The organism is Pectobacterium aroidearum (assembly GCF_015689195.1).
GTDB lineage: Bacteria > Pseudomonadota > Gammaproteobacteria > Enterobacterales > Enterobacteriaceae > Pectobacterium > Pectobacterium aroidearum.
Map to the genome: position 1 here is coordinate 1,260,566 of NZ_CP065044.1, position 26,493 is coordinate 1,287,058.

28 protein-coding genes and 1 pseudogene are annotated in these 26,493 nt (G+C 52.1%); 18 read left to right on the plus strand and 11 right to left on the minus strand.

The features are described 5' to 3' along the window. Positions 1-33: 33 nt before the first annotated feature. Together I2D83_RS05610 and I2D83_RS05615 are read right to left on the minus strand one after the other, a co-directional pair. Positions 34-258 carry a SymE family type I addiction module toxin gene (locus I2D83_RS05610; protein ID WP_048261787.1) on the minus strand — a complete coding sequence of 75 codons (225 nt, stop codon included), beginning with the start codon at positions 256-258 and terminating at the stop codon, positions 34-36. Positions 259-337: 79 nt separating this feature from the next. Next, positions 338-709: a helix-turn-helix domain-containing protein gene (locus tag I2D83_RS05615; RefSeq protein WP_205947693.1), complete on the minus strand. Its 372-nt coding sequence runs from the start codon at positions 707-709 to the stop codon at positions 338-340. A gap of 152 nt (positions 710-861) precedes the next feature. Between I2D83_RS05615 and I2D83_RS05620 the strand changes: the two genes are divergently transcribed. Both I2D83_RS05620 and xerC (I2D83_RS05625) read left to right on the plus strand, forming a co-directional pair. Then, on the plus strand, positions 862-3,759 hold the full coding sequence (locus I2D83_RS05620; RefSeq protein WP_205947694.1) for a CHC2 zinc finger domain-containing protein: 2,898 nt from the start codon (positions 862-864) through the stop codon (positions 3,757-3,759). Positions 3,760-3,804: 45 nt separating this feature from the next. Next, on the plus strand, positions 3,805-4,863 hold the full coding sequence (gene xerC / locus I2D83_RS05625; protein ID WP_205947695.1) for a site-specific tyrosine recombinase XerC: 1,059 nt from the start codon (positions 3,805-3,807) through the stop codon (positions 4,861-4,863). 217 nt (positions 4,864-5,080) lie between these two features. Here xerC (I2D83_RS05625) and I2D83_RS22475 read toward each other — a convergent pair whose 3' ends face one another. Continuing rightward, on the minus strand, positions 5,081-5,206 hold the full coding sequence (locus tag I2D83_RS22475) for a hypothetical protein (RefSeq protein WP_264042835.1): 126 nt from the start codon (positions 5,204-5,206) through the stop codon (positions 5,081-5,083). Between the two features lie 654 nt (positions 5,207-5,860). Here I2D83_RS22475 and I2D83_RS05630 point away from each other — a divergent pair. Then, a complete protein-coding gene (locus I2D83_RS05630; RefSeq protein ID WP_241007275.1) occupies positions 5,861-6,265 on the plus strand; it encodes a scabin-related ADP-ribosyltransferase in 405 nt (134 codons plus the stop codon). Further along, a complete protein-coding gene (locus tag I2D83_RS22325) occupies positions 6,265-6,663 on the plus strand; it encodes a hypothetical protein (RefSeq protein WP_241007274.1) in 399 nt (132 codons plus the stop codon). Before I2D83_RS05630 ends, I2D83_RS22325 begins: the two co-directional genes overlap by 1 nt. Before the next feature lie 75 nt (positions 6,664-6,738). Here I2D83_RS22325 and I2D83_RS05640 read toward each other — a convergent pair whose 3' ends face one another. After that, positions 6,739-6,963 (minus strand): SymE family type I addiction module toxin, encoded by a 225-nt coding sequence (locus tag I2D83_RS05640; RefSeq protein ID WP_048261787.1) that lies wholly within the window; start codon positions 6,961-6,963, stop codon positions 6,739-6,741. Between the two features lie 79 nt (positions 6,964-7,042). After that, complete coding sequence (locus I2D83_RS05645; RefSeq protein WP_205947693.1) at positions 7,043-7,414, minus strand: helix-turn-helix domain-containing protein; 372 nt, start codon at positions 7,412-7,414, stop codon at positions 7,043-7,045. 152 nt (positions 7,415-7,566) lie between these two features. Here I2D83_RS05645 and I2D83_RS05650 point away from each other — a divergent pair, with 152 nt between their 5' ends. After that, complete coding sequence (locus I2D83_RS05650; protein WP_205947694.1) at positions 7,567-10,464, plus strand: CHC2 zinc finger domain-containing protein; 2,898 nt, start codon at positions 7,567-7,569, stop codon at positions 10,462-10,464. A 45-nt stretch (positions 10,465-10,509) separates the two neighbouring features. Continuing rightward, positions 10,510-11,568 carry a site-specific tyrosine recombinase XerC gene (xerC, locus tag I2D83_RS05655; RefSeq protein WP_205947695.1) on the plus strand — a complete coding sequence of 353 codons (1,059 nt, stop codon included), beginning with the start codon at positions 10,510-10,512 and terminating at the stop codon, positions 11,566-11,568. 217 nt (positions 11,569-11,785) lie between these two features. Here the strand turns inward: xerC (I2D83_RS05655) and I2D83_RS22480 are convergent, their stop codons facing one another. Then, positions 11,786-11,911 (minus strand): hypothetical protein, encoded by a 126-nt coding sequence (locus I2D83_RS22480; protein WP_264042835.1) that lies wholly within the window; start codon positions 11,909-11,911, stop codon positions 11,786-11,788. Positions 11,912-12,448: 537 nt separating this feature from the next. Here I2D83_RS22480 and I2D83_RS05660 point away from each other — a divergent pair. Further along, positions 12,449-12,946 carry an RHS repeat-associated core domain-containing protein gene (locus I2D83_RS05660; RefSeq protein WP_241007276.1) on the plus strand — a complete coding sequence of 166 codons (498 nt, stop codon included), beginning with the start codon at positions 12,449-12,451 and terminating at the stop codon, positions 12,944-12,946. After that, positions 12,946-13,311: a hypothetical protein gene (locus I2D83_RS05665; RefSeq protein ID WP_205947697.1), complete on the plus strand. Its 366-nt coding sequence runs from the start codon at positions 12,946-12,948 to the stop codon at positions 13,309-13,311. The genes I2D83_RS05660 and I2D83_RS05665 overlap by 1 nt, the downstream gene beginning before the upstream one ends. Before the next feature lie 65 nt (positions 13,312-13,376). Here I2D83_RS05665 and I2D83_RS05670 read toward each other — a convergent pair. Next, positions 13,377-13,511 (minus strand): annotated as a pseudogene (locus I2D83_RS05670) (SymE family type I addiction module toxin); the annotation flags it as partial. 164 nt (positions 13,512-13,675) lie between these two features. On the opposite strand from I2D83_RS05670, the gene I2D83_RS05675 reads away from it, so the two are divergent. From I2D83_RS05675 to I2D83_RS05700, 6 genes are all read left to right on the plus strand, one after another. Beyond that, the gene (locus I2D83_RS05675; protein WP_205947698.1) at positions 13,676-13,966 is read left to right on the plus strand and encodes a barstar family protein; all 291 of its coding nucleotides are present in this window, start codon (positions 13,676-13,678) and stop codon (positions 13,964-13,966) included. Positions 13,967-13,976: 10 nt separating this feature from the next. Next, positions 13,977-14,309 (plus strand): hypothetical protein, encoded by a 333-nt coding sequence (locus I2D83_RS05680; protein WP_308415896.1) that lies wholly within the window; start codon positions 13,977-13,979, stop codon positions 14,307-14,309. A gap of 407 nt (positions 14,310-14,716) precedes the next feature. Further along, entirely contained in the window at positions 14,717-15,682 is a 966-nt protein-coding gene (pvcA, locus tag I2D83_RS05685) for an L-tyrosine isonitrile synthase (RefSeq protein WP_015841384.1), read from the plus strand. A gap of 67 nt (positions 15,683-15,749) precedes the next feature. Beyond that, a complete protein-coding gene (locus I2D83_RS05690; RefSeq protein ID WP_277395615.1) occupies positions 15,750-16,601 on the plus strand; it encodes a TauD/TfdA dioxygenase family protein in 852 nt (283 codons plus the stop codon). An 11-nt stretch (positions 16,602-16,612) separates the two neighbouring features. Further along, entirely contained in the window at positions 16,613-17,953 is a 1,341-nt protein-coding gene (locus I2D83_RS05695) for a glycosyltransferase (RefSeq protein ID WP_194430777.1), read from the plus strand. Between the two features lie 96 nt (positions 17,954-18,049). Beyond that, positions 18,050-18,496: a bacteriocin immunity protein gene (locus tag I2D83_RS05700; RefSeq protein ID WP_241007277.1), complete on the plus strand. Its 447-nt coding sequence runs from the start codon at positions 18,050-18,052 to the stop codon at positions 18,494-18,496. Between the two features lie 102 nt (positions 18,497-18,598). Here I2D83_RS05700 and grxB read toward each other — a convergent pair whose 3' ends face one another. Further along, complete coding sequence (grxB, locus tag I2D83_RS05705; RefSeq protein ID WP_194430773.1) at positions 18,599-19,234, minus strand: glutaredoxin 2; 636 nt, start codon at positions 19,232-19,234, stop codon at positions 18,599-18,601. A gap of 215 nt (positions 19,235-19,449) precedes the next feature. Here grxB and I2D83_RS05710 point away from each other — a divergent pair, with 215 nt between their 5' ends. Further along, positions 19,450-20,331, plus strand: coding sequence for a LysR family transcriptional regulator (locus I2D83_RS05710; protein ID WP_205947699.1), 882 nt, complete (start codon positions 19,450-19,452; stop codon positions 20,329-20,331). Positions 20,332-20,446: 115 nt separating this feature from the next. Then, positions 20,447-21,643, plus strand: coding sequence for an MFS transporter (locus I2D83_RS05715; protein WP_241007278.1), 1,197 nt, complete (start codon positions 20,447-20,449; stop codon positions 21,641-21,643). 259 nt (positions 21,644-21,902) lie between these two features. Here the strand turns inward: I2D83_RS05715 and I2D83_RS05720 are convergent, their stop codons facing one another. The 3 genes from I2D83_RS05720 to I2D83_RS05730 form a co-directional block, all read right to left on the minus strand. Next, entirely contained in the window at positions 21,903-23,501 is a 1,599-nt protein-coding gene (locus tag I2D83_RS05720) for a sensor domain-containing diguanylate cyclase (protein WP_205947700.1), read from the minus strand. 179 nt (positions 23,502-23,680) lie between these two features. Further along, the gene (locus I2D83_RS05725) at positions 23,681-24,355 is read right to left on the minus strand and encodes a MarC family NAAT transporter (protein WP_180779580.1); all 675 of its coding nucleotides are present in this window, start codon (positions 24,353-24,355) and stop codon (positions 23,681-23,683) included. A gap of 83 nt (positions 24,356-24,438) precedes the next feature. Continuing rightward, positions 24,439-24,927, minus strand: coding sequence for an SRPBCC family protein (locus tag I2D83_RS05730; RefSeq protein WP_015841375.1), 489 nt, complete (start codon positions 24,925-24,927; stop codon positions 24,439-24,441). Between the two features lie 489 nt (positions 24,928-25,416). Here I2D83_RS05730 and I2D83_RS05735 point away from each other — a divergent pair, with 489 nt between their 5' ends. Then, positions 25,417-25,752 (plus strand): hypothetical protein, encoded by a 336-nt coding sequence (locus I2D83_RS05735; RefSeq protein WP_181830399.1) that lies wholly within the window; start codon positions 25,417-25,419, stop codon positions 25,750-25,752. A gap of 227 nt (positions 25,753-25,979) precedes the next feature. Beyond that, positions 25,980-26,474, plus strand: a complete 495-nt coding sequence (gene pncC, locus I2D83_RS05740) for a nicotinamide-nucleotide amidase (RefSeq protein WP_015841373.1) — start codon at positions 25,980-25,982, stop codon at positions 26,472-26,474. Positions 26,475-26,493: the final 19 nt, after the last annotated feature.

A 26,493-nucleotide genomic window follows, 5' to 3' on the forward strand; every position in this document is an offset into this window, starting at 1 on the left:
CCGGCTATTTTATTTTTAGCAGTTAGTCAGCAGTTATAAATTAATCTGCGTCTCAATAATAATCCTGCCTCTTTCCACCGTGACGGTCACGGGCATCCCAGTGATAAAGCCCGACTCTTCCAGCCAGCGGCCTTTAAGGTTGATGGCGGAGGGCGGGTTGGATTTACCATTATGCGGGGCGTATCCCACGGTGTAGTAACGCTCTGTTTTGCCTGCTTTATTAACGGTGACGCCTGACTTAGAATGTGCCTTAGCCATGATTAACTACCTCGTTTAGTTGCTTGTGGTGAGCGGCGTGGGTGAGGTGCGAACTCATCTTCGCCGCGCTAGTTATCCTTCAGTTACGCGCCTGAGCAATCAGAGCGCTTAACATCTCCGAAATCATCTTCTGTTTTGCCTTGGGCAAACTGTCTATCTCTTCAATAAGCTGTTGCCATTTTGGCGTCGGGCCACGTTTACGGGCGGCCTTCTCTGCTTCCTTACCGAGTAAATCCTCAAGAGAAACTGATAACACTCTCGCCACGGCTGGGAGTATGGAAATCTGTATCCGTCTTCTTCCTGCTTCCCATGCCTGTACAGCCTGCTGGGAAACGTTCAGCGCCTGTGCAACCTGCGTCTGTGTCATCCCAGCTTCTTTCCTCAGTGCGGTTATCCGCTTACCCAGTTCGGTGATAAAGACCTGTTCTTCATTGCTTATCGGTGCGGCCATAGTCGTTTTACCTGAAATCCTTTGTGACCTGATGACCATAATCTACTCCATGTTTTACATTATACTGTTGTAAATACTACTAGCTGATGTATATACTTGTCGAGTTATTTTTAGCCAAACCCTATTGACAGGTTTTTAGAGGAAATCCGTTTATGGTACGCATCCCCGAATCCGAGTTGCAGCACCTGAAAGCCGCCGTGTCACTGGTTGAGGTGGTGCGTGCGCAGGGGCGCAAGGTGGTGAAGCGCGGCAAGGACGTCGTGGTGCTGTGCCCGTTCCATCAGGAGAAAACCCCTTCAATGGTTATCTCGCCGGACAAGAATCTCTATCACTGCTTCGGTTGTGATGCAGGCGGTTCGGTCATTGACTGGGTGATGAAGACGGAGAATCTCAGCTTGCCTCATGCGGTCGATAAGTTGCGGCGTGAGTTGGGGAGTGTGCCCGCCGCTGAGCCGTTGCCCCCTGTGGCGGATATCGCGAATGAACAAGAGCAGCAGGCGTTACTGCATCGCGTTACCGAGTTCTATCATCACACCCTGCTCAATGCGCCGGAGGTCATCGCGTATCTGGAAAAACGCCGCCTCAATCATCCTGAGTTAGTCGCGCAGTTCCGCTTAGGGTTCGCCAACCGGACGCTGGGCTATCGTCTGCCATCGAAGAAGCTGAAAGACGGCGCAGCCATCCGGGCGCAGTTGCAGGCCATCGGGGTGATGCGTTCATCCGGCCATGAGCATCTGGCGGGTTCATTAGTCGTTCCGGTTATCGACTTTAACGGTCGGGTGCGGGAGTTATATGGCCGCAAGGTGGGCGACCGTCTGCGTGTCGGCACACCAAAACACCTGTATCTGCCGGGGCCACACGGCGGGGTGTGGAACGAGCAGGCGTTAGTGGCGAGTAAGTCGGTCATCTTATGCGAATCACTTATCGATGCGATGTCGTTCTGGGTAGCGGGCTTCCGCAATGTCACCGCCGCCTATGGGGTGAACGGGTTCACAGAAGAAATGCGCGAGTCGTTTATCCGCCATGGCGTGAAACAGGTGCTAATCGCGTTCGATAACGATGCGGCAGGCGATGAAGGCGCGGTGAAACTGGCTGCTGCGTTAGCGGCTGACGGCATCACCCCGTTCCGCGTGGTGTTCCCGGCTGGCATGGATGCGAATGAATACCTGTGTAAAGTCTCGGAGCCGGAAGTGGCGTTCCGTGCGGTGGTTGAAGGCGCAATGGCGATGGGGGAAGCCGTCAGAGCTGAACCTGAATCCGTGCCACAACGGAAAGCTACGCCACAGCCTGAAAAACCGTCTCAACCCGCCTCCTCTTTAGCTGCCGGGGTTGTGGTTGACGCCCTGCCGAACGGTGAGCTTGAGATAGCGCTGTCCGGCCAGCAATGGCGCATCCGGGGTATGGCATCGGTGAAGATCGGCAGCGGTGCAATGAAGGTGAACGCACAGGTTATCGACACGGCCAGCGGCGTGGTGTTCGCGGACAGCGTGGACATGATGAGCGCCCGGAGCCGGGCGGGTTATGCGCGGCTGGCTGCATCGGAGCTGGGGTTGGCGGAAAGCGACCTTAAACGCCATCTGGGGCGGGTGCTGCTGGCACTGGAAAACCACCTTGCCCAACCTGAAGCCAATGATGACCTCGCACCGGAACTGGATGATGCCGCGAAAGCCGACGCGCTGGCGCTGCTGCAAGACCCGAACCTTATCGGCAGGCTGACCGATGACCTTGCCGCCTGTGGCGTGGTGGGGGAATCGACCAACTTAGTGGCGGGTTATCTGGCGGCGGTGTCGCGCAAGCTGGATAAGCCGCTGGCCGTGCTTATCCAGTCATCAAGCGCGGCGGGAAAATCCTCGCTGATGGATGCGGTGCTGAACCTGATACCGCCGGAAGAGCGGCTGCAATACTCGGCGATGACGGGGCAGAGCCTGTTCTATCTGGGCGAAACGAACTTACAGCACAAGATACTGGCGATAGCGGAAGAAGAAGGCGTGCGGCAGGCGGCGTATGCGCTGAAGCTGTTGCAGAGTGACGGAGAACTGACCATCGCCAGTACCGGTAAGGATGATGCCACAGGCAATCTGGTCACCAAGCAGTACACGGTGAAAGGCCCGGTGATGCTGATGCTGACCACCACGGCCATCGACGTGGATGAAGAGCTGTTAAACCGCTGTCTGGTTCTCAGCGTGAACGAATCCCGCGAACAGACCGAGGCTATCCACGCGTTGCAGCGGCACAAGCAGACGTTAGAGGGCTTGCTGATGGAGAACGAGAAAGGCTATCTCACCGAGTTGTACCAGAACGCGCAACGGTTACTCAAGCCGCTAAAAGTGGTCAATCCGTTCGCCAGTCAGCTCACGTTCCTGAGTGATAAAACCCGCACCCGCCGTGACCATATGAAGTACCTCACCCTGATACAGAGTATCGCCCTGTTACACCAGTACCAGCGGGAGGTGAAGCAGGTAGAACACCGTGGCACGGTTATCGAGTATATCGAGGTGGAACGGTCGGATATCGTGCTGGCCAATCGGTTAGCCCATGAAATCCTTGGCCGGACGCTGGACGAGATGCCGCCGCAGACCAGAAAGCTGTTGCTGTTAATACAGGGGATGGTCAATCAGTTAGCACATACGCAGAACAGGAAACCGGGCGAGGTGCGCTTTACCCGCCGGGATATCCGCAACGCGACGCAGTGGAGTGACAGCCAGCTCAAGCTGCACTGCCTGCGACTGGCTGAAATGGAATACCTGCTGGTTCATGGCGGGAGCCGGGGACACTTGTTGCAGTACGAACTGCTGTGGGATGGCACAGTGCCGGAAGGGGCGCACCTGTGCGGGTTAATCGAGCCGGAAGTCAGTGAAAAAGACGGGTACGACTTGCGCAAGTCTGGGTCTGGCAATGGCAAGTCGGGGTCAAGTCTGCCCCAAGTCGGGGCCAAGTCTGGGTCGGGAAAACCACTCCAAGCCGCAGCCGATAAGGGTTCATCTGTCGCAAGTCGGGTTAACGGCAAAAGCACGGTTCCGGCAAAGCCAGCTAAGCGCATCACATCGTAACGCTTCTTCCTTAACCTCTCTTCTCACCCCGCAGGACGCGCCGCCATGACCCGACCCAAATCGCCCAGCCCGGAAGCCCTTTACCTTAGCAGCCTGTCACAGACGCTGCGCCAGTACACCACCGCTTACCTTGCGCACCTGACAGCGACAAACCACAGCCCACGCACGGTGGAAGGGTACGGTGAACGGCTGCGCCCGTTCGTGACGTGGTGTGAAGAGCGAGGACTGATGCAGGCAGCACAGGTAAGTCTGGCAGTGCTGGAAGCCTATCAGCGCCATCTGCACGGCTACCGCAAGGCGGACGGCAAACCGCTGGCACAAGGCGGGCAACTTAACCGCCTGACGTCCATCAGGATGTTGTTCCGCTGGCTGCTGCAACGCCACCATATCCTGTACAACCCCGCCGAACAGATGACGCTGCCGAAAGCGGAGAAACGACTTCCGGCGCAGATACTGAGCGAGGAAGAAACGGAAGCGGTGATGGACGCGCAGGACACCGACACGCTGACAGGGTTACGCAATCGTGCGGTACTGGAAATGCTGTGGAGCACGGGGCTAAGACGTTCAGAGCTGGCCGGGCTGATGCTGGACGATGTGGACGTGGGGCGCGGCGTTCTGGTGGTGCGACAGGGCAAAGGCAACAAAGACCGGGTGGTTCCGGTTGGCCTGCGGGCGCTGGTCTGGGTACAGCGCTATCTGGATGCGGTGCGGCCAAGGCTGACGACGAAGCACGACAGCGGTTATCTGTTCGTCACAATATGGGGCAAGCGGCTGGGACGGGCGACGCTGACGATACTGGCAGGCCGGGCAATACGGAACGACGCGCACCTGAAAAAAGCGGGAGCGTGCCACGTGTTCCGGCACTCGATGGCGACACAGATGCTGGAGAACGGCGCGGACACGCGGCACATACAAGCGATACTCGGCCATGAAAAGCTGGAGACCACGCAGGTCTACACGCGGGTTGCTATCGGGCATCTGAAACAGGTGCATGAGAAAACCCATCCGGCAGAGCGCAAGCCGAAAACGCGACGCAGGAAGAAACGCAAACCGAGTGAGCCTAAGCCGGACACCACGCCGCAGCCGGACAGCCCGAAAAAGTAGCTCGCTCCCCTCCATCCCGCAGGACGGTGCAGGGCAAACGCTGCGCCGTCCATGGCGCACCGCTTGCCTTATGTGGCTAAGGCGCTCCGGCGGTAAATGTCGCCCGGCCAGCGCTCACCGCCATCACTCTCTGCAAGCATCGTTGCTGGCCGAACGTCATTCAACATAATGTGGCATTACGCGCAAGTTGCTGAACGCAACCCGCGCGCAACACACATTATGTCGGCGCCGGGCAGGTTAAGGGCGCGCTGCGGTCTGCTTCGGCATCGGTGTGCGGCTGGCCGCCGGGGTTAGGCTCTTGGTGCGGTGTGGCGCACAGGGCTTCACCCTCTGCTGTCGGCATCGCGCCCGTTCTTCGGCTTCCACGGCGTGGCCGCCTTCCCTGGCGGCGCAGGCTGCGGCGTCAGTCTTCAGCAAACATCAACGTCAACAGAACAGGGGTTGTCGGCCTGACGGCCTTCGCTGAAAGGCGTTACCTCGCCCCCACCCCAACCCTGCTGCACTGGCTGCGCTCGGCTCGCAGTCGCCCGCTCCTTGCTCGTTGCCGTGCTCGCCATCTCCGCCCCGTGCGGCCCCCGCCGGGGGCCTCCCTGCTTAACGGCTTGTCTTGCGGGCCTCGCCAGCCCGCACCCGGCAGACGCTTCACCGTCCCACAGCAAGCTGCGGAACGGCTCGCGCCGCGATAAAACCGGGTTCAGCAGTAAAACGACTAATGGCAGCGGCTGACGCCGCTGCTATGATGTGGGGCAGGCAGACAGGGAAGTCAGAGCCTGGCGGTAGCGTGTCCGGGGGCAAAAGTGCGCGTCGGGGTGTTCGGGTTAAAACGTTGTTAAGCTGGCGAAAAACGTGACTTAAAAAGGCTGTTGCATCAATAGGTTAAGTGCGCCAGAAAGTACGACTGCACCGGAGTTGTCCCTATGACCCGATAGGGCTGCTGGGTGGTAGAAGGGCATATGGTTATGTAAAAAATCCGCTCAGTTGGGTAGATCCCCTTGGATTGACACCGAAGGAAACAATAACGTACCGAGGGGATTCAAGAGATCCTAATACTATTTTTAATGAGGGTTTTCAGCCTTGGGGGGATAGTAATGATCTTTTTAAACACGCTTCCGATAATACATCTCCCCCTAGTAATTTTATAAGCACATCTAAATCACCAGAAGTAGCCGCAGAATTTGGTTCGCAGCTCTATACAGAAAGTGGCTATGTGTACGCTATAAGATCTAATAATGGCATAGATGTTAATTCTGTATTGGGAAAAGCGACACCATTCCCTCGTGAATTAGAGGTCGCAATTCCTCGGGGAGTTAAACCAGAGAATGTATTAGGTGTAACTCCGGTTAATGCCGATGGAACTTTTGGAAATTATAGTATATTAAATCCTAAGCATTATGGGTGGTGATGATGATTAATAGTGTTGATGTCAGTTTATTAATTGATGGAAAAGAGACTCTTGGGACGATAGTTCTGAAGAAAGACTCATCTTGTTTGATGACTTTACTTGTTAATGGGGAAGTTATAGAACAATCTCAAGCTAATGATTTTTTTTCTTGTCTCTGTAGTTTAAGAGATAAAGTAAAAAATATCACTTTCTTATGTAAAGGGGCAAAAAAGAATGTGTACCCTTCGAGAATGGCTAGACAGATGGCAAACGGAATAAAAGCTTATGAATTAACTTGGGGGAGGCAAGCTGATCGGGGTGATTTGGTTGGTATCTTTGATTATGAAGTAGAAGATTTAGTTAGCCCTGATGAGCAAAAAGAATATTTTGATAAATGGATAAGTTCTCTGGGAGAGTGATTTCTTAATTAAAAAATAGCCGGAAGCGATCTGATGATCCTTCCGGCTATTTTATTTTTAGCAGTTAGTCAGCAGTTATAAATTAATCTGCGTCTCAATAATAATCCTGCCTCTTTCCACCGTGACGGTCACGGGCATCCCAGTGATAAAGCCCGACTCTTCCAGCCAGCGGCCTTTAAGGTTGATGGCGGAGGGCGGGTTGGATTTACCATTATGCGGGGCGTATCCCACGGTGTAGTAACGCTCTGTTTTGCCTGCTTTATTAACGGTGACGCCTGACTTAGAATGTGCCTTAGCCATGATTAACTACCTCGTTTAGTTGCTTGTGGTGAGCGGCGTGGGTGAGGTGCGAACTCATCTTCGCCGCGCTAGTTATCCTTCAGTTACGCGCCTGAGCAATCAGAGCGCTTAACATCTCCGAAATCATCTTCTGTTTTGCCTTGGGCAAACTGTCTATCTCTTCAATAAGCTGTTGCCATTTTGGCGTCGGGCCACGTTTACGGGCGGCCTTCTCTGCTTCCTTACCGAGTAAATCCTCAAGAGAAACTGATAACACTCTCGCCACGGCTGGGAGTATGGAAATCTGTATCCGTCTTCTTCCTGCTTCCCATGCCTGTACAGCCTGCTGGGAAACGTTCAGCGCCTGTGCAACCTGCGTCTGTGTCATCCCAGCTTCTTTCCTCAGTGCGGTTATCCGCTTACCCAGTTCGGTGATAAAGACCTGTTCTTCATTGCTTATCGGTGCGGCCATAGTCGTTTTACCTGAAATCCTTTGTGACCTGATGACCATAATCTACTCCATGTTTTACATTATACTGTTGTAAATACTACTAGCTGATGTATATACTTGTCGAGTTATTTTTAGCCAAACCCTATTGACAGGTTTTTAGAGGAAATCCGTTTATGGTACGCATCCCCGAATCCGAGTTGCAGCACCTGAAAGCCGCCGTGTCACTGGTTGAGGTGGTGCGTGCGCAGGGGCGCAAGGTGGTGAAGCGCGGCAAGGACGTCGTGGTGCTGTGCCCGTTCCATCAGGAGAAAACCCCTTCAATGGTTATCTCGCCGGACAAGAATCTCTATCACTGCTTCGGTTGTGATGCAGGCGGTTCGGTCATTGACTGGGTGATGAAGACGGAGAATCTCAGCTTGCCTCATGCGGTCGATAAGTTGCGGCGTGAGTTGGGGAGTGTGCCCGCCGCTGAGCCGTTGCCCCCTGTGGCGGATATCGCGAATGAACAAGAGCAGCAGGCGTTACTGCATCGCGTTACCGAGTTCTATCATCACACCCTGCTCAATGCGCCGGAGGTCATCGCGTATCTGGAAAAACGCCGCCTCAATCATCCTGAGTTAGTCGCGCAGTTCCGCTTAGGGTTCGCCAACCGGACGCTGGGCTATCGTCTGCCATCGAAGAAGCTGAAAGACGGCGCAGCCATCCGGGCGCAGTTGCAGGCCATCGGGGTGATGCGTTCATCCGGCCATGAGCATCTGGCGGGTTCATTAGTCGTTCCGGTTATCGACTTTAACGGTCGGGTGCGGGAGTTATATGGCCGCAAGGTGGGCGACCGTCTGCGTGTCGGCACACCAAAACACCTGTATCTGCCGGGGCCACACGGCGGGGTGTGGAACGAGCAGGCGTTAGTGGCGAGTAAGTCGGTCATCTTATGCGAATCACTTATCGATGCGATGTCGTTCTGGGTAGCGGGCTTCCGCAATGTCACCGCCGCCTATGGGGTGAACGGGTTCACAGAAGAAATGCGCGAGTCGTTTATCCGCCATGGCGTGAAACAGGTGCTAATCGCGTTCGATAACGATGCGGCAGGCGATGAAGGCGCGGTGAAACTGGCTGCTGCGTTAGCGGCTGACGGCATCACCCCGTTCCGCGTGGTGTTCCCGGCTGGCATGGATGCGAATGAATACCTGTGTAAAGTCTCGGAGCCGGAAGTGGCGTTCCGTGCGGTGGTTGAAGGCGCAATGGCGATGGGGGAAGCCGTCAGAGCTGAACCTGAATCCGTGCCACAACGGAAAGCTACGCCACAGCCTGAAAAACCGTCTCAACCCGCCTCCTCTTTAGCTGCCGGGGTTGTGGTTGACGCCCTGCCGAACGGTGAGCTTGAGATAGCGCTGTCCGGCCAGCAATGGCGCATCCGGGGTATGGCATCGGTGAAGATCGGCAGCGGTGCAATGAAGGTGAACGCACAGGTTATCGACACGGCCAGCGGCGTGGTGTTCGCGGACAGCGTGGACATGATGAGCGCCCGGAGCCGGGCGGGTTATGCGCGGCTGGCTGCATCGGAGCTGGGGTTGGCGGAAAGCGACCTTAAACGCCATCTGGGGCGGGTGCTGCTGGCACTGGAAAACCACCTTGCCCAACCTGAAGCCAATGATGACCTCGCACCGGAACTGGATGATGCCGCGAAAGCCGACGCGCTGGCGCTGCTGCAAGACCCGAACCTTATCGGCAGGCTGACCGATGACCTTGCCGCCTGTGGCGTGGTGGGGGAATCGACCAACTTAGTGGCGGGTTATCTGGCGGCGGTGTCGCGCAAGCTGGATAAGCCGCTGGCCGTGCTTATCCAGTCATCAAGCGCGGCGGGAAAATCCTCGCTGATGGATGCGGTGCTGAACCTGATACCGCCGGAAGAGCGGCTGCAATACTCGGCGATGACGGGGCAGAGCCTGTTCTATCTGGGCGAAACGAACTTACAGCACAAGATACTGGCGATAGCGGAAGAAGAAGGCGTGCGGCAGGCGGCGTATGCGCTGAAGCTGTTGCAGAGTGACGGAGAACTGACCATCGCCAGTACCGGTAAGGATGATGCCACAGGCAATCTGGTCACCAAGCAGTACACGGTGAAAGGCCCGGTGATGCTGATGCTGACCACCACGGCCATCGACGTGGATGAAGAGCTGTTAAACCGCTGTCTGGTTCTCAGCGTGAACGAATCCCGCGAACAGACCGAGGCTATCCACGCGTTGCAGCGGCACAAGCAGACGTTAGAGGGCTTGCTGATGGAGAACGAGAAAGGCTATCTCACCGAGTTGTACCAGAACGCGCAACGGTTACTCAAGCCGCTAAAAGTGGTCAATCCGTTCGCCAGTCAGCTCACGTTCCTGAGTGATAAAACCCGCACCCGCCGTGACCATATGAAGTACCTCACCCTGATACAGAGTATCGCCCTGTTACACCAGTACCAGCGGGAGGTGAAGCAGGTAGAACACCGTGGCACGGTTATCGAGTATATCGAGGTGGAACGGTCGGATATCGTGCTGGCCAATCGGTTAGCCCATGAAATCCTTGGCCGGACGCTGGACGAGATGCCGCCGCAGACCAGAAAGCTGTTGCTGTTAATACAGGGGATGGTCAATCAGTTAGCACATACGCAGAACAGGAAACCGGGCGAGGTGCGCTTTACCCGCCGGGATATCCGCAACGCGACGCAGTGGAGTGACAGCCAGCTCAAGCTGCACTGCCTGCGACTGGCTGAAATGGAATACCTGCTGGTTCATGGCGGGAGCCGGGGACACTTGTTGCAGTACGAACTGCTGTGGGATGGCACAGTGCCGGAAGGGGCGCACCTGTGCGGGTTAATCGAGCCGGAAGTCAGTGAAAAAGACGGGTACGACTTGCGCAAGTCTGGGTCTGGCAATGGCAAGTCGGGGTCAAGTCTGCCCCAAGTCGGGGCCAAGTCTGGGTCGGGAAAACCACTCCAAGCCGCAGCCGATAAGGGTTCATCTGTCGCAAGTCGGGTTAACGGCAAAAGCACGGTTCCGGCAAAGCCAGCTAAGCGCATCACATCGTAACGCTTCTTCCTTAACCTCTCTTCTCACCCCGCAGGACGCGCCGCCATGACCCGACCCAAATCGCCCAGCCCGGAAGCCCTTTACCTTAGCAGCCTGTCACAGACGCTGCGCCAGTACACCACCGCTTACCTTGCGCACCTGACAGCGACAAACCACAGCCCACGCACGGTGGAAGGGTACGGTGAACGGCTGCGCCCGTTCGTGACGTGGTGTGAAGAGCGAGGACTGATGCAGGCAGCACAGGTAAGTCTGGCAGTGCTGGAAGCCTATCAGCGCCATCTGCACGGCTACCGCAAGGCGGACGGCAAACCGCTGGCACAAGGCGGGCAACTTAACCGCCTGACGTCCATCAGGATGTTGTTCCGCTGGCTGCTGCAACGCCACCATATCCTGTACAACCCCGCCGAACAGATGACGCTGCCGAAAGCGGAGAAACGACTTCCGGCGCAGATACTGAGCGAGGAAGAAACGGAAGCGGTGATGGACGCGCAGGACACCGACACGCTGACAGGGTTACGCAATCGTGCGGTACTGGAAATGCTGTGGAGCACGGGGCTAAGACGTTCAGAGCTGGCCGGGCTGATGCTGGACGATGTGGACGTGGGGCGCGGCGTTCTGGTGGTGCGACAGGGCAAAGGCAACAAAGACCGGGTGGTTCCGGTTGGCCTGCGGGCGCTGGTCTGGGTACAGCGCTATCTGGATGCGGTGCGGCCAAGGCTGACGACGAAGCACGACAGCGGTTATCTGTTCGTCACAATATGGGGCAAGCGGCTGGGACGGGCGACGCTGACGATACTGGCAGGCCGGGCAATACGGAACGACGCGCACCTGAAAAAAGCGGGAGCGTGCCACGTGTTCCGGCACTCGATGGCGACACAGATGCTGGAGAACGGCGCGGACACGCGGCACATACAAGCGATACTCGGCCATGAAAAGCTGGAGACCACGCAGGTCTACACGCGGGTTGCTATCGGGCATCTGAAACAGGTGCATGAGAAAACCCATCCGGCAGAGCGCAAGCCGAAAACGCGACGCAGGAAGAAACGCAAACCGAGTGAGCCTAAGCCGGACACCACGCCGCAGCCGGACAGCCCGAAAAAGTAGCTCGCTCCCCTCCATCCCGCAGGACGGTGCAGGGCAAACGCTGCGCCGTCCATGGCGCACCGCTTGCCTTATGTGGCTAAGGCGCTCCGGCGGTAAATGTCGCCCGGCCAGCGCTCACCGCCATCACTCTCTGCAAGCATCGTTGCTGGCCGAACGTCATTCAACATAATGTGGCATTACGCGCAAGTTGCTGAACGCAACCCGCGCGCAACACACATTATGTCGGCGCCGGGCAGGTTAAGGGCGCGCTGCGGTCTGCTTCGGCATCGGTGTGCGGCTGGCCGCCGGGGTTAGGCTCTTGGTGCGGTGTGGCGCACAGGGCTTCACCCTCTGCTGTCGGCATCGCGCCCGTTCTTCGGCTTCCACGGCGTGGCCGCCTTCCCTGGCGGCGCAGGCTGCGGCGTCAGTCTTCAGCAAACATCAACGTCAACAGAACAGGGGTTGTCGGCCTGACGGCCTTCGCTGAAAGGCGTTACCTCGCCCCCACCCCAACCCTGCTGCACTGGCTGCGCTCGGCTCGCAGTCGCCCGCTCCTTGCTCGTTGCCGTGCTCGCCATCTCCGCCCCGTGCGGCCCCCGCCGGGGGCCTCCCTGCTTAACGGCTTGTCTTGCGGGCCTCGCCAGCCCGCACCCGGCAGACGCTTCACCGTCCCACAGCAAGCTGCGGAACGGCTCGCGCCGCGATAAAACCGGGTTCAGCAGTAAAACGACTAATGGCAGCGGCTGACGCCGCTGCTATGATGTGGGGCAGGCAGACAGGGAAGTCAGAGCCTGGCGGTAGCGTGTCCGGGGGCAAAAGTGCGCGTCGGGGTGTTCGGGTTAAAACGTTGTTAAGCTGGCGAAAAACGTGACTTAAAAAGGCTGTTGCATCAATAGGTTAAGTGCGCCAGAAAGTACGACTGCACCGGAGTTGTCCCTATGACCCGATAGGGCTGCTGGGTGGCATTCGACCTCAAGCCTACGTTCACAATCCGTTAGAGTGGTGTGATCCCTTTGGATTATCTTTAATTAGCCCAAAAACTATTCTTTTTTCTCAAGACAGTATTGCTGGTTCATTTTCGGATGGTGGTTCAATAAATGAATTAGTACATAGATTGAAAAACAATCCATCCTATATAAATGAGGTTGAACCTATTAGAAAAGTCAGAATGCGTGACTTACCGACTAATGTCCAAGAAAGGTTAATGTCCCAAGGGGCACATAAAGATTCGGTGTTTAGTTTAGATAACAGAAGATTGTATGCTGCAAAAGAGGCCGGTATTTCAAAAATGCCTTCAAGGTGGGCAACTCCTGAGGAGTTGGCAGAGATAAATCTAAATAGACGCTTCTCCACAGAAACGGGTGGAAAAGGTATTGAAGTAAGGAAGGCTTGCGGATAATGACTGATTTAAAAATTAAAGAATTAGATACAAAATACGGCCGTATCTTCTCAAGAAATGCCTTAATTATTAGAGATTACTCTATTCAAATTACACCTATGACGGTGAATATCAAAACTTCACTTTCTCTGCGGGGTTGTATTCCCTCAGTTAAAGATGCCCCTGATGTATGTGTTGAGTTTTATTTTAGTGATGTGGAAAGTGTGTCTATATATAAAGTTGATACTTTTCCTTATGAGAAGTACACGCTTTCAAGCTTTGATGAGGTTGAAGGGGAGTATAAAAAAAATAGGAAAAGAGTGATATTAAGTACATATGATCATGTTTTTGATATTATTGGTAATATTGAATTGAAATATGATTGATATAAAGGCCGGAAGTGATCGAACAGATCCTTCCGGCTTTATTATTTTTAGCAGTTGGTCAGTCGCTATAAATTAATCTCAGTCTCAATAATAATCCTGCCGCGCTCGACCGTGACGGTAACGGGCATCCCGGTGATAAAGCCACACTCTTCCAGCCAGCGGCCTTTCAGGTTGATGGCGGAGGGCGGGTTGGATTTACCATTTTACTCATCTCATTTTGATATTCGCCCTGCGGGAGTTACTGTCGCGTCAGGCACAGGAAAGGCCGAGTGCTGGGGGAAATAACACGCTGGATCATCTAATTTAGTCGTGTAAAATACCAGCAGTAGTTTAATTATTTTAAGTGATGTGAAGGGGGGATAATATGAAACTCATCGTCCTTGATGGTGAAAAACAGAAAACACCACATGATATTTATGATCATCTTTCACAAGAGTTAGCGTTTGGTCCTTATTTTGGAAGAAACGCAGATGCACTATATGATTTCATGACCCCGATTGATGATGAATGTCGACCATTGATCGTGGAATGGAGGAATAGTTCTGTTTTTAAAAATAGTTATCCAGAAGAGTTTTCAAGGCTGTTATCAATCTTCAGAAATATAGCCAGATTTTCTGGGTTTAATGAGGGCGTTTTTAAATTTAATGTCTCTTGATGATGGTTGCATGATGAATACAATTCCAGAAAACACGATTGTTGTAAGCGATATTGCAGGGAGCACTCTGAAACTTAGTGTGCAAGGAGAGGACTTAACAAATAAAATGAAATCTCTTGGTTTTTTACATTCTTGTGGTTTTATGACCAAAGTTGTAGAAAGTGAAAGCGATAAACTCTATCTCATCAGAGAATTGGTTAAGTTAGATGCGTTATTTTTGTTTGGCTATGGTTGGTATCCGTCAGAGGTTATGGGGTTTTATAAAGAGAAAGGGCTATACACAGGGAAGTATAAAATAATTTCATGGTCAGAACCAGATCATTACCAAATTGAAGAGAAGTAATTAACAACAATTCATAATCAATTTCCCTCACGCTAATCACTCCACTCATAATACCATTACGCCAACGTTCCCTTCGCTTTACCCAGTCGCCAATACTTCAATCGTCAGCGATAGACTCGTTTTCCCGTTCTGTGTGGTTCGCCGCCCGTCAGAGTCCATTTTCTATTATCCACTTATCCTACCCGCCCTGCCGATAGCAGTATCTGCATCGTGGCTTATTCTCTGGTTCTGATACTTAATTATTTTCTCATAATTATTTTATGAACGATTTGAATTATTAGCGTCGTAAATAAAAATACTGAATATGTTATTCAGTATTTTTTTTGTGCTCGCGTAAGGGTTTTATTTTATTGTTTGTGTGTCACTGCTATGCAGTTAATTCCCTTCTTTAAGTTAATGAGGTTATTTTGGATATAATAAATAATGAATTAGTTTCATCGCTAATATTAAGTGAGTTAATTCAATATCGACGCAGATTTACCCATTCGACGAAACCGATTAGTGAAGAAGAGTCTCAGGTGACTCAGGTTCAATTGCCCAGAATCCGTGCCTTTATTGAAGAAGGCCGTCGCATTGAACTTATTCTCCCGGCATTTCCGGTGAAATCTCCCAGCCCTTATAAGGTGTTAGGGAGAAAACCAGATATGGCGGAGCGTTTGTCCCTGACCTTCCTGAATTCGTTATGTCAGCGTATTCAGCTGTATTATCCGCCCGGTGCACATATTCGTATTTGCTCAGATGGACATGTATTTGGCGATCTGATTGGGACTAGCGACGAAACGATTAATCTCTATCAGGATGAAATTGAAAGTTTACTTCATGAACTAGGAGCTGTTCATCTCAGCGTCTTTAACCTTAAGGACGTAGAGAATATGGCGCCGCTTACTGCTGATTATGATTATCTTCGCCAGCGACTGGTTGAGGATTACGCCGAGTCAGAAGAGGACATTAAAGCGCAGCTCATGCAGAGCGAAGAAGGCTTGCAGCTTTATCGTTCAATAACCCGCTTTCTCTATGAAGATAGCCTGCGCCCTGACTATACCGGTTCTAACGCGGCGTTACAGAAGGATGCTAAAAAGCGCGCGTGTGGCGTTATTCAACGCAGTTGGGCGTGGGGCAACCTGCTTGCTGAGCAATTTCCTGACGCGATCCGTTTGTCTATTCACCCTCAGCCTTCGGACAGCCTGAAGCTGGGCATTCATATGATGCCTACCAAGGACGATTGGTTGACGCCCTGGCATGGGGTTGCCGCCAATGTTAATGGGCAGTTTGTGTTGATGAAGAATGCTGATGCGCAGCAGTTGGACGGTGAGATTGTGGAAATCCGTGGTACGCCCAGCCATTACTTAGTTAAACAGCCTGATATGGCATAAGCGTACTTTTCTCGTCTTGTCGTCCACACGGACATCAAGATTGTCATCTGATAAAGGAATATACATGATGGAAAATAGCATGAACTGTCACCTTGAACCGCTTTCCCCTTTTGGTGTATTGCTGACGCCTGTTGAAGCAGGACAGGGCATTGCCACACTGCCAATTGACACTCTGCGTGCGCTCGCCCGAGAGCATCATCTTCTGGTACTGCGTGGGTTTTCTTCCGGGTTTTCCGATCCTGAAACGTTGACCGAATACGCTGGTCACTGGGGGGAAATCATGATGTGGCCTTTCGGGGCGGTGCTCGACGTGAAAGAGCATGCGGATACCAAGGATCATATCTTTGATAATAGCTATGTACCGCTGCACTGGGATGGCATGTACAAACCAACCATACCCGAGTTTCAACTGTTCCACTGCGTTTCTGCGCCGGGGCAGGATCAAGGCGGACGTACCACCTTTGTTGACACCACGCGCTTATTGGCAGAGGCCGACACACAATTAGCCGATAAGTGGCGCACTGTTTCAATCACTTACCGTATTAAAGCCGTTGTGCATTACGGTGGTGAAGTCACTTCTCCATTGGTCATCCCTCACCCCAACGGCACCGGTGAGATCATGCGTTATAACGAGCCGCCGACAGAAGGAGAGCGTTTCCTTAACCAGCATGCGCTGGAATACCATAATGTCACGCCGGAAACGCAAAACGCATTTAGTCAGACGTTGCGGCAGCACCTGTACGATCCCCGTTATTACTATGCGCATAAATGGTTGCAGGGCGATGTTGTCATAGCCGACAACTTCTCGCTGCTGCATGGTCGCGAAGCTTTTACGGCCCAGTCTGCGCGTCACCTGCAACGGGTTCACATTCAGGGTACTCCGATTTGTGTGAATACCTGTATTGATAACGCAGCATAAGGGCAAGCATCATGGCACATATTCTTATGGCGGCGATGGCAACGCCGGGGCATGTTTATCCTTTGCTGACTATCGCTCGCTATTTGGTTGAGCAGGGGAATGATGTCACGTTGTTTAGCGGGGCGTTGTTCCGCGAGCAGGCGGAGGCGGCTGGCGTCGGGTTTATCCCTTTTAGTGATGACATTGATTTTGACTACCGACACCTTGAACAGCATTTCCCCCAGCGTGCCATGCTGCCGCCGGGTAATGCACAGATGGCTTTGGCGCTGAAAGATTTTTTTGCAGCACCGATTCCCTTGTTGGATCGCCAGTTGCGTGACGCGTTGGCAAAAACTGATGCCGATCTGCTCATGGTTGAAAACTGTTTTTATGGTGTCCTGCCGTTGTTGCTTTCTGGGCAGCGGCCGCCCGTGATCGTCATCGGGGTTACGCCGCTGTCCTATTCGACGCGAGATTCAGTTTTCTATGGGCCTCGTATTCCTCCGAAATTGCTGCCGCCCGATCTGAGCCATGAACAGCTTGTTGATGAGGAAACGCGGGCATTGATGAGTGAAGTTCAGCGCGCGTTTGATCATGCGATGGTGCAGTCGGGAGGGAAGCCCCTCGAACAGCCTTTTATGGATGCACTGATTGGCGGTTGCGATCGTTTCTTGCAGCTATCCACTACCGAGCTAGAGTATCAGCGTGATGATTTGCCACAAAGCGTGCGATTTATCGGGCCATTATCCCACCACGTTGCGGCAGCGTGTGCTCCGCAATGGTGGGCATCGGACGACAGTCGGCCGCTTATTATCGTTTCACAAGGAACACTGGCGAATGTTGATCTCCAGCAGCTCATTGGGCCAACGCTGCGAGCGCTGGCTGATTTGCCCGTCAGAGTGCTGGCGACCACCGGAGGACGTTCAGTTGAGTCGTTGCAAGCCTCTTTGCCTGAAAACGCCAGAGTGGTGAGTTTTCTCGCTTATGACGATTGGTTACCAGAGGCGTCGATATTAATAACCAACGGTGGATACGGTTCGATAAATGCTGCATTGAAAGATGGTGTGCCTTTAATTGTGGCTGGGGTCGGGGAAGATAAACAGGAAGGTGCTGCGCGCGTGGTATTCGCTAAATGTGGGATTAACCTGCAAACCAGTACGCCAAGTGAACAGCAGATTAAGCAGTCTGTTATTGAGATACTGGAGGACCCGGGCTATTTGCAGCGTGCAAGATGGATTAAGGCAGATTATGCCAGACACGATGCGTTGGCTCTGATTCAGGCCGAAGTACATGCACTCTCTTTTTCAAAGGAATGCCAGTCAAAGGAGGACGGTATAGTATCAGCCAGGGATGCTTCTCTGCTCCGTGTTTAGGTGTAATAACGTCTAAATCAGCCACACGTTATGGGGTGGAACGGTGCCCCATAACGCTATTGCGGATCATGTTTTTAAAATAGAATACGCGCACGGATGTTCTCTCGCAGGGGCGCAGTATATGAAATTATTTTTAGCTGTGATTTTTCAGCATTGATGATTCCTCAGATCGGCTTTTCAGCAACAAAAACGGATGCGCTGACGTTGCTGAAACATTTGGATGTGACCACTTTCCGCAGTTCTTTTGGGCCGAAACATTTCCCTAAGGGAACGCTGCTGAAGGATACCGGTGACTATGAGTTTAGCCAGGAAAAAGACCGGGCAAACGCAACGGAAAAAGATGGCAGTTGGACATATTCGCTAACGATTATCTCGGAAAATGAAAAAGAGATAATTGCCTGTTTCGTAGATGATGCGCAGATTGGGAGCTATTTTTCGACAAGTCCTTTCCTGATAAAGAAAACGAAAAATGCTCAGGCCTATTCGGTGATTGAGCTTGATCACGATGTAGAAGGATGCGCACTCAATCCCAAAGATCAATAATCTTGATTGCCATCGGTAAATGAATAACGTTCGTGATCTGACCGTTGTTAAAAATAAGGAGCCGCCATAAGCCGCTCCTTTTTTGTTTTTATTATCGCTGTTTTACAGCGCTTTATCGGTCAACAACACGACCTTGCTGGCTGTTGATACCCGCTCAAGGTACGCCTGAACGTTAGGACCAAACTGCACGCCTTTTACGATCGTGAGTGATAGCAAGATAGGGAACAGGATAAAATCGGTGGTGGAAATGGCATTGACGTTTGCCAGTCGCGGCTCCAGTTCGTTGAGTTTTTGTTCCACTTCCGCAATCAGCTCGGGGGTTTTCGCGAGTAGCGCATCCAGATCGCCGAAGGCCTTTTCTTCACGCAGGATGTAGGCATGACGCGCTTCTGGCGTGGAAAGCTCTTTGAAATCCGCTTTCGTGAAGCGGGGAACAGCAAGGTTAAACACCGCACTGGAAACGGACTTACACCAGGTTTCTATCTCTGCATCAACCGCTTTGTCGGCGATTAACGGCGCTTGCTTGCTATCGACATAGTGGACGATATCCATACTTTCCGGCATGAAGCTGCCATCTTCTTTCTGCAGGATCGGCACCACTTTGCGACCCACCATGCGCGTTGGCGTGTCGACATCGCCTTCCATAATGACCGATTGCTCAACAGGCAGATCTTTCAGACCAAAAATCATTCTGGCTCTGACACAGAATGGGCAGTGTTCGTAAATGAAAAGTTTCATACATCGCCTCGTAAGATTTTGAAAAAGGCCGCAAAAGTTTGCCAGCCCTAGCATGACAAGTCATGCCATCAGAGTAATACCGGATGCGGTCGGCGGTAAAGTGAATGTGGCTCGCTGTTGTGGATGGTGGGGAAATAAAGGGGGTGTGTGAATCCGCCTTATTCTCGCCGGGTTCCTGTATGATGCAGTGAAATTCCTTTTTCGGAAGAGAAACCATGGATCGCCTCAGCGCGCTGGAAACATTTATCTGCGTTTTTGAAACGGGGTCGTTTTCCGCTGCGTCCCGCAGGCTTGGTATCGGGCAGCCTGCGGTTTCCAAGGCGATTATGCAGCTTGAAAATCAGCTGGCAACGCCGCTGCTGCTTCGTTCTACCCGAGGGCTGACGCCGACAGAAGCAGGGCAGCATTTTTATGAGCAAATTTCCCCTGCGTTAAAAATGCTGGGTGAGGCTCAGGAGCAGGTGGTGAGCGGGAGCGCGGCGTTGTCTGGTCGGCTGCGTATCTGTGCGCCGGTAACCTTTGCCAGACTACACATCATGCCTCGTATCCATGAGTTCATGGCAGAACATCCCCAGCTAAACGTTGATGTCATTCTGGACGATCGCCCAATCGATCTGATTGCTGAAGGGATTGATGTTGCATTGCGTTTGGGTGAAATGAAAGATTCCAGCCTGATCGCCCAACGGTTGGCGTCGTGTTCCATGCGCCTGTTGGCGACCCCCGACTATTTTGCGCGTCATGGCGTGCCTGCTTCTCCTGATGTACTGGCTGCACATCCTGCCGTCATCTATTTGCAGGGGGAGAGAACCAATCGCTGGATCTTTTCTCGGGATGGCGCACAGACCACGGTATTCCCCAAGGGACGTATCCGTGTTTCTGCGGCGGAAGGCGTGCGTGCGGCCGTGCTGTCCGGCGCAGGGCTGGCTGTAGCGTCTGAATGGATGTTCGCGCCAGAACTGGAAAGTGGGCAGGTTGTCACCGCGCTGGATTCATGGGCGCTGGGGAAGATGGATCTGTGGGCTGTCTACCCCGGAGGCCGCATGACATCCGTCCGCGCCAGAATTTTTACCGATTTCGTTCAGCGTCTTTTCTCCTGATTTATTCCTGTTAGGAATAGATGATATCCATTTTACTCCTCTACTGGGAATGATCCCGGCACCTTATGCTGTGTTCATCACTTGCCGACTTCCGGCGGGAAATACACAGACAGGTATGATGATGAGTACATTATCCAGCGAAGCCGATGTCAGAACGCAGCAGGTTCCCGGTAAATTATTGATTTTCTCAATGGCTGCAGCCAGCGGTATTTCTGTTGCCAATATCTATTACAACCAACCGATGCTGGGCGTGATCGGTGAAAGTTTTACGTCGAGCGGGGCTGTTTCGTTGATTCCAACGGTGACGCAGTTGGGCTACGCGCTGGGACTGCTATTGCTGGTTCCGCTCGGTGATAAGTTCGATCGTCGTCGGTTGATTGTGTGGCAATTTTTGATGCTGGCGCTGGCTTCTGCGTTTGCAGCTTTGTCGACATCGGCTGTTGCTTTATTAAGTGCTTCGTTGCTCATCGGTTTTGGCGCGACCGCCGCCCAGCAGATTGTTCCGGCCGCGGCGGCGCTTGCCAATGCGAAGCAGCGCGGCGCGATTGTCGGGACGGTGATGAGCGGGTTGTTAAGTGGGATTCTGCTGAGTCGTACGATTGCGGGCCTTGTGGCGGAAAGTGCGGGCTGGCGTGTGATGTTCTGGTTGAGTGTGCCGTTGGCGCTGGCAGGCGCGTGGGCAATGGGAAGAATGTTACCGACGTCACCCTCGCATCACACCGTTCGTTACCGTGAGCTGATGCATTCACTGGTGACGCTGTGGCGCGGTGAACGCGCATTACGCAAAGCCACGTTGATTCAGGCGCTGTTGTTTGCATCGTTCAGCGCCTTCTGGAGCGTGCTTGCGTTGTATCTGGAAAGCGGACGTTTCCACATGGGCGCTGCTGCCGCGGGTTTGTTTGGCGTGATTGGTGTGGCGGGGATCTTTGCTGCTCCGCTGGCGGGAAGAATTGCCGACAGAACCGGTAGTCGTCCGGTTGTGATTGCCGGAGCACTGCTGACGCTGCTCTCGTGGGGAATATTCATCGGTTTCGATTCCGTTATTGGCCTGATTATCGGCGTTATCCTGCTCGATCTCGGCGTGCAAAGCGCATTAGTGGCCAACCAGCATGTGATTTACGGGCTCGGTGAAGCGGCAAGAGGTCGAATCAATACCGTATTCATGGGCGGTATGTTTTTAGGCGGTGCGGCGGGATCTTCGGTTGCGATGGCCGCCTGGCATCACGGGGGATGGCTGGTGGTCGGAGGGATTGCCAGCGCGTTGGCCATCATGGCATTTCTGGCTGCGATGATGAAAACGAAAAAAGTATGATGGCGACTTGGGAAGCCGGCTGAAATGGCCAGATAAGACGGCAGGGAGGCATTGCCAATGTTGTTTTACAACCGGCAGATTAACCTTACCTGCTGATGACAATACTATACATTTGGCTTGCTATAGTCCTTTCATCCCTTGTCAGTACCTCACATCTCTGTGAGTGTTGTGTTAGTTAACCATCCCTGTCATTAGAATGACCTTACCCGCCTCGTGCGGGTTTTTTTTTGCCAGTTTTCCCGCCTCATGATGGGCGTGTCTATTCTGTGTGGCTGTTGATTGAACTGTCGGGAACGACTTTGGTGACGACCCGGTTTCTGCCTTCATGTTTGGCCTGATAGAGGGCGTCATCTGCGATTTTCAACACGTTATCGATCTGCTCTGCTCCCGGAATAAAGCAGGTGACGCCTAATGAGATCGTGATATTTTCTGGAATCGGTAGCGGCATCTTCTCCACTTTTTTACGCAACCGTTCTGCAATATCAACGGCTTGCTTCATATCGGTATCGGGCAGGAGTGCGAGGAATTCCTCTCCGCCAGTACGGCAAATCAGATCGGATTCACGTGAACCCTGTTTTATGTTTTTAGCCAGCAACCTGATGACGTCATCGCCGATGTTGTGTCCGTAGGTATCATTCACGCGTTTGAAGTGGTCGATATCAATCACGATGGCGGCAACCTGATTGCTCTTTGGCAGAATGAGTTCAATGCTTTCATAGATGCCACGACGATTGAGTAGCCCTGTGAGTGGATCGGTGTGGGCCTGCAAACTCAGTTTGCCAATGCGTTTGTGCAGCAGCAGGGTACCGAAAAGAATGACGCGTTTGAGTTGTTCAACCTCAAAATACCAGGAAGGGACTTTCTTGATTTTTTCAATCACGCCGGGCTCCTCCATTTTACTGGCAGAAACGGCCAACAGGCGCAGAGGGTTGGCGATAGAGAAGGCGAGCAGGGTGAGTGCAATGAGCGTTAATGCCATCACTGGCGCGCCTTCATATAAAACGGAACGCATTACGCTGCTAAGCAAATCGATAACGGTTTGAGAAGGGTGCAAAGTAATGATGATCCAGCCGGATGAATTGACCGTATCAAAACCCGCAAGAGAGGGAGTGCCTTGCATATCGGGCATTGCGGCGGTGCCACTCTTCTTGTCTCGAAAGGCGTCTTTGATTTTCTGGTTGCTAACGGGCTTGCCGACCCACTGTTTATCCTGATGGTAGAGAACAATCCCACTTTTATCGATCACGTAAACACTGGAGTAATCGTTATAGAAATGGGTGTTCATGAATTCATTCAAGACGCTTTTATTTTTTAAATAAATCGTTCCGCCGATGTAACCGAGGTAATTTCCCTGTTTGTCTTTGATGGGGGAGGACACCAGCACGATCAGATTGCCCGTCACTGAAATATAAGGCTGGCTGATTAACGGCTTTTGTTCCACTAGTGCCAGTTTACTGGCCTCTGAGGTTAGTGTGCTTCCTTTCAGATTCAGCGATGTTGGGTAAACCGCGTGTATCTGATTCTGGGTATCCGCAACGAAAATAGAATTAAAACTTTGGCTCATGTGGTATGTCTGTTCACTTTTCTCCAGCAGTACTGCGTCGTCACTAAAACTATCCGCTATTGAGGTTGCGCTGTAAGCCAGCTCCTGCTGTGCTGAAGAGAGAAAACTTTCCGTGGTCGCCGCGAGTTTGGAAGAATAGTTAAGGTTTGAACTTAGTATCTGATCGGTGATGAGCTTCTTTTGTACATTATAAACAGCGATATAGGCATTGGTCAGCGTAATGAGCATGCTGATAATGGCGAGGGAGAGAATGAGTGAACGCAAGTTGACTAGGAGTCGTCTTTTTATTTTCATGGTGGCCGCACCTATTTTCCGCTAGGTAAGCAAAATCACGCTTTCTTTTTGTTATGTCATCATCAATGTAAAACTGGCGGGGCATTCGCTTGCGACCAATAAATAAACCCGCCATTCAAAGTTATAGACGCTAATTAGGCTATCTGGCAACGTATTGATATCTTTCCATCATCTTCGACTTAATGGAGAGAATGCACAATCTCCAGCGTGCCATTAATGATGAATTGCACGCCCATGCAAACCAGCAGAAATCCCATCAGTCGTGAAATCGCTTCAATGCCGCTTTTACCGATCAAACGCATAATCAGGCCTGAGCTTTTCAGACTTAGCCAGACGATCAGGCTGATCAACATAAAAGTCAGTACGGGGGCAACGGTAATCACCCATGGCGTGATATCTACACCGCTCTTGATCTGTGATGCGGTACTGATGATGAGGGCAATGGTTCCAGGCCCCGCAGTGCTGGGCATCGCCAGTGGAACGAAGGCGATATTGACTTCATTGGCGGAGAAACTGCCGTTGATTTCCTCTTTTTTACTTTTGACTTCAGGGGCGTGTTCTGGGTTTTGCTGGGGGAAAAGCATGCGAAAACCGATAAATACGACGATAAGTCCGCCGGCAATGCGCAATCCGGGAATGGAAATGCCGAAAGTATTCATCACAATCTGACCCGCATAGTACGCGACAGTCATAATGATGAAGACATAGAGCGAGGCCTGAAATATCTGACGATTCCGTTCCCCCTGACTCATATTGCCGGACATCGCCAAGAATACCGCTACCGTTGTCAGTGGGTTCGCAAGTGGCAGGATTAACACCAGACCAAGACCAATGGTTTGAATCAATTCCAGCATTCTACGTTCCTCTTTATTGGGGCGCTGTCGTCAGTTCAGGAAAACGGTCAATGATGACCTGTCGCTATGGCGTCTGGTACGGCTTACGCCAGCTCATCCTCCGCTAATTTTTTGAAACGATAGAGCGTTTTCGTCAGCATATCGCGGGAAAACATATCAAACATTTGGCCGATTTTTTTCCCAATCAAGCCTCCCGGTGGATTGTAGCGAATCGTCAGCGTCACGACTGTACCCACTTCTGATGTGGCAGGTTGAAAAGAAAGCCTACCTTCATTGGGAACCCGCGCTCCTTCCAGCGAACGCCAGTGGATATATTCCCCCGGTTTTTCATCAATAATACGCGCCTGCCATTCAATGAGCGCGCCAATCGGCGTGTTAATGCGCCAGTTGGAGTCGGTATAGTTCAGTATCTCAATACTGGCGAAATGCCCCATCAGGATCGGCAACGTTTCCGGTTTACGCCAAAGATCAAACAAGCGTTCTGCCGGGCGATTGATCGTAATGCTGCTGCTGATTTCATTGGCATAGCTGCCGTTTTTCGCTGCGGTTTTTCTTAAGAAAGAGGGAAACACCCGTCATTCTCCCTAATCGATGGTTACCCCTTTATGGGCATATGCACACCATTCTGACTGATATCTGCCAGCGAAGCAAAGCGGGAGGCGGCGGGTGATATTGAAGAGTGTTGGTGCAGGCTATCACAGCAATAGTCAGGATTTTTGCGCGTCTAATGTTGGGTTAATGTTCGTTCGGTACTGTAAGCATCAGACAGTAACCGAATGAAGTGCCGCAAAACACCAGGGTTTTTCCATAATGATAATCGCTGTACCCCGCCCACTATTTTTAGTGGGCTTTTTTTATTTTTATTTCTCTGTTTAGGCATTTTATTTTTATATTAATTGATATTTGTCAATTTATTGTTAATGAATTTATACCTATTAAGATGTAATAGATGTTTGTCCGTAGGCTCTGTCCTGTAAATAACACATGGCCTGTGAGTTTATTTACTTTATAAACATGTCGTGCTACGTTTATTGCCAGCTTTTATGCTGGTGAGAATAAATATGAGTAATCCATTTTCTGCCCGGTGGAGTCGTAATGGCAATCTGCTTTGCCACGGTCACTGGTTAATATCTTATAAAGAAAGAGAATTCGCGCTACCGGAAAAATATAAAGAAAATCATATGGGAACGATGGGGATTTACTCTATCATCGATCCTGATGATGAAACCTATCGGGACGGATTAGATGAGGATGATTGGATTCTGGAAAATATCGACTGGCTGGCCGATAGCTTCGAAGAAAATAATGTCCCTATCGAAGAGTGTTATTTTAGATATTTCTTTCAGGCGATAAATAAGCAGGACTGGCGATGCACCAGTTGCGCAGGCTGTATGTAAATTACGCTGTTATTCATTATTCCTCTCTGAGTTTGTACCCTACTGACTATATAGCCACGTCGCGCTATTTTTACCTGATTACACCGACGGCGTTTTATTCGGTTTCCCTCGCTTTTCATCTCTTTTCATCTTCTTTGCTATGCGCTTCGCATACCGCGTAGCGGGGCGTCTTTTGCAAGGAAAAGTGTTACCCTGACCCCACAATCCTTGATTAAGATGAGGCGGCAATGACGGAAGCTGACATTCTGCGGTTAAGTGTTTTGGTCGGTGAAAAACTGAAGGCGCGTGGTGCTACGCTGACGTGCGCAGAATCCTGTACTGGAGGTTGGCTGGCTAAGTCTATTACTGATGTTGCAGGTAGTTCCGGCTGGTTTGACTATGGCTTTGTGACATACAGCAATCTGGCCAAGCAGCGTCTGGTGAATGTGAGCGCGGAGACATTGGAACGGCACGGTGCGGTGAGTGAAGCTGTCGTCAATGAGATGGCCGCAGGGGCTTTGCAGGCCGCCGATGCAGATTTTGCCATATCAGTAAGCGGCATCGCCGGGCCCGATGGGGGGAGTGAAGAGAAGCCTGTCGGCACGGTATGGTTTGGCTTCACAGATAAACAGGGCGGGGCATTTGCGCGGACAATCCGGTTCAGTGGGGACAGAAACGCAGTTCGTCTGCAATCGGTCCATTTTGCGCTGCAAACGCTGCTCGACGCGTTTCTGAAAAAATAACCTTGATGCTGTATGCGCA

Excerpts from the sequence above, each read along its gene's own strand:
- I2D83_RS05610 (WP_048261787.1), bottom strand. The coding sequence starts at position 258 with ATGGCTAAGGCACATTCTAAGTCAGGCGTCACCGTTAATAAAGCAGGC.
- I2D83_RS05615 (WP_205947693.1), bottom strand. The coding sequence starts at position 709 with ATGGCCGCACCGATAAGCAATGAAGAACAGGTCTTTATCACCGAACTG.
- I2D83_RS05620 (WP_205947694.1), top strand. The coding sequence starts at position 862 with ATGGTACGCATCCCCGAATCCGAGTTGCAGCACCTGAAAGCCGCCGTG.
- xerC (WP_205947695.1), top strand. The coding sequence starts at position 3,805 with ATGACCCGACCCAAATCGCCCAGCCCGGAAGCCCTTTACCTTAGCAGC.
- I2D83_RS22475 (WP_264042835.1), bottom strand. The coding sequence starts at position 5,206 with ATGCCGACAGCAGAGGGTGAAGCCCTGTGCGCCACACCGCACCAAGAG.
- I2D83_RS22325 (WP_241007274.1), top strand. The coding sequence starts at position 6,265 with ATGATGATTAATAGTGTTGATGTCAGTTTATTAATTGATGGAAAAGAG.
- I2D83_RS05640 (WP_048261787.1), bottom strand. The coding sequence starts at position 6,963 with ATGGCTAAGGCACATTCTAAGTCAGGCGTCACCGTTAATAAAGCAGGC.
- I2D83_RS05645 (WP_205947693.1), bottom strand. The coding sequence starts at position 7,414 with ATGGCCGCACCGATAAGCAATGAAGAACAGGTCTTTATCACCGAACTG.
- I2D83_RS05650 (WP_205947694.1), top strand. The coding sequence starts at position 7,567 with ATGGTACGCATCCCCGAATCCGAGTTGCAGCACCTGAAAGCCGCCGTG.
- xerC (WP_205947695.1), top strand. The coding sequence starts at position 10,510 with ATGACCCGACCCAAATCGCCCAGCCCGGAAGCCCTTTACCTTAGCAGC.
- I2D83_RS22480 (WP_264042835.1), bottom strand. The coding sequence starts at position 11,911 with ATGCCGACAGCAGAGGGTGAAGCCCTGTGCGCCACACCGCACCAAGAG.
- I2D83_RS05665 (WP_205947697.1), top strand. The coding sequence starts at position 12,946 with ATGACTGATTTAAAAATTAAAGAATTAGATACAAAATACGGCCGTATC.
- I2D83_RS05675 (WP_205947698.1), top strand. The coding sequence starts at position 13,676 with ATGAAACTCATCGTCCTTGATGGTGAAAAACAGAAAACACCACATGAT.
- I2D83_RS05680 (WP_308415896.1), top strand. The coding sequence starts at position 13,977 with ATGATGAATACAATTCCAGAAAACACGATTGTTGTAAGCGATATTGCA.
- I2D83_RS05690 (WP_277395615.1), top strand. The coding sequence starts at position 15,750 with ATGGAAAATAGCATGAACTGTCACCTTGAACCGCTTTCCCCTTTTGGT.
- I2D83_RS05695 (WP_194430777.1), top strand. The coding sequence starts at position 16,613 with ATGGCACATATTCTTATGGCGGCGATGGCAACGCCGGGGCATGTTTAT.
- I2D83_RS05700 (WP_241007277.1), top strand. The coding sequence starts at position 18,050 with ATGTTCTCTCGCAGGGGCGCAGTATATGAAATTATTTTTAGCTGTGAT.
- grxB (WP_194430773.1), bottom strand. The coding sequence starts at position 19,234 with ATGAAACTTTTCATTTACGAACACTGCCCATTCTGTGTCAGAGCCAGA.
- I2D83_RS05710 (WP_205947699.1), top strand. The coding sequence starts at position 19,450 with ATGGATCGCCTCAGCGCGCTGGAAACATTTATCTGCGTTTTTGAAACG.
- I2D83_RS05715 (WP_241007278.1), top strand. The coding sequence starts at position 20,447 with ATGATGATGAGTACATTATCCAGCGAAGCCGATGTCAGAACGCAGCAG.
- I2D83_RS05720 (WP_205947700.1), bottom strand. The coding sequence starts at position 23,501 with ATGAAAATAAAAAGACGACTCCTAGTCAACTTGCGTTCACTCATTCTC.
- I2D83_RS05725 (WP_180779580.1), bottom strand. The coding sequence starts at position 24,355 with ATGCTGGAATTGATTCAAACCATTGGTCTTGGTCTGGTGTTAATCCTG.
- I2D83_RS05735 (WP_181830399.1), top strand. The coding sequence starts at position 25,417 with ATGAGTAATCCATTTTCTGCCCGGTGGAGTCGTAATGGCAATCTGCTT.
- pncC (WP_015841373.1), top strand. The coding sequence starts at position 25,980 with ATGACGGAAGCTGACATTCTGCGGTTAAGTGTTTTGGTCGGTGAAAAA.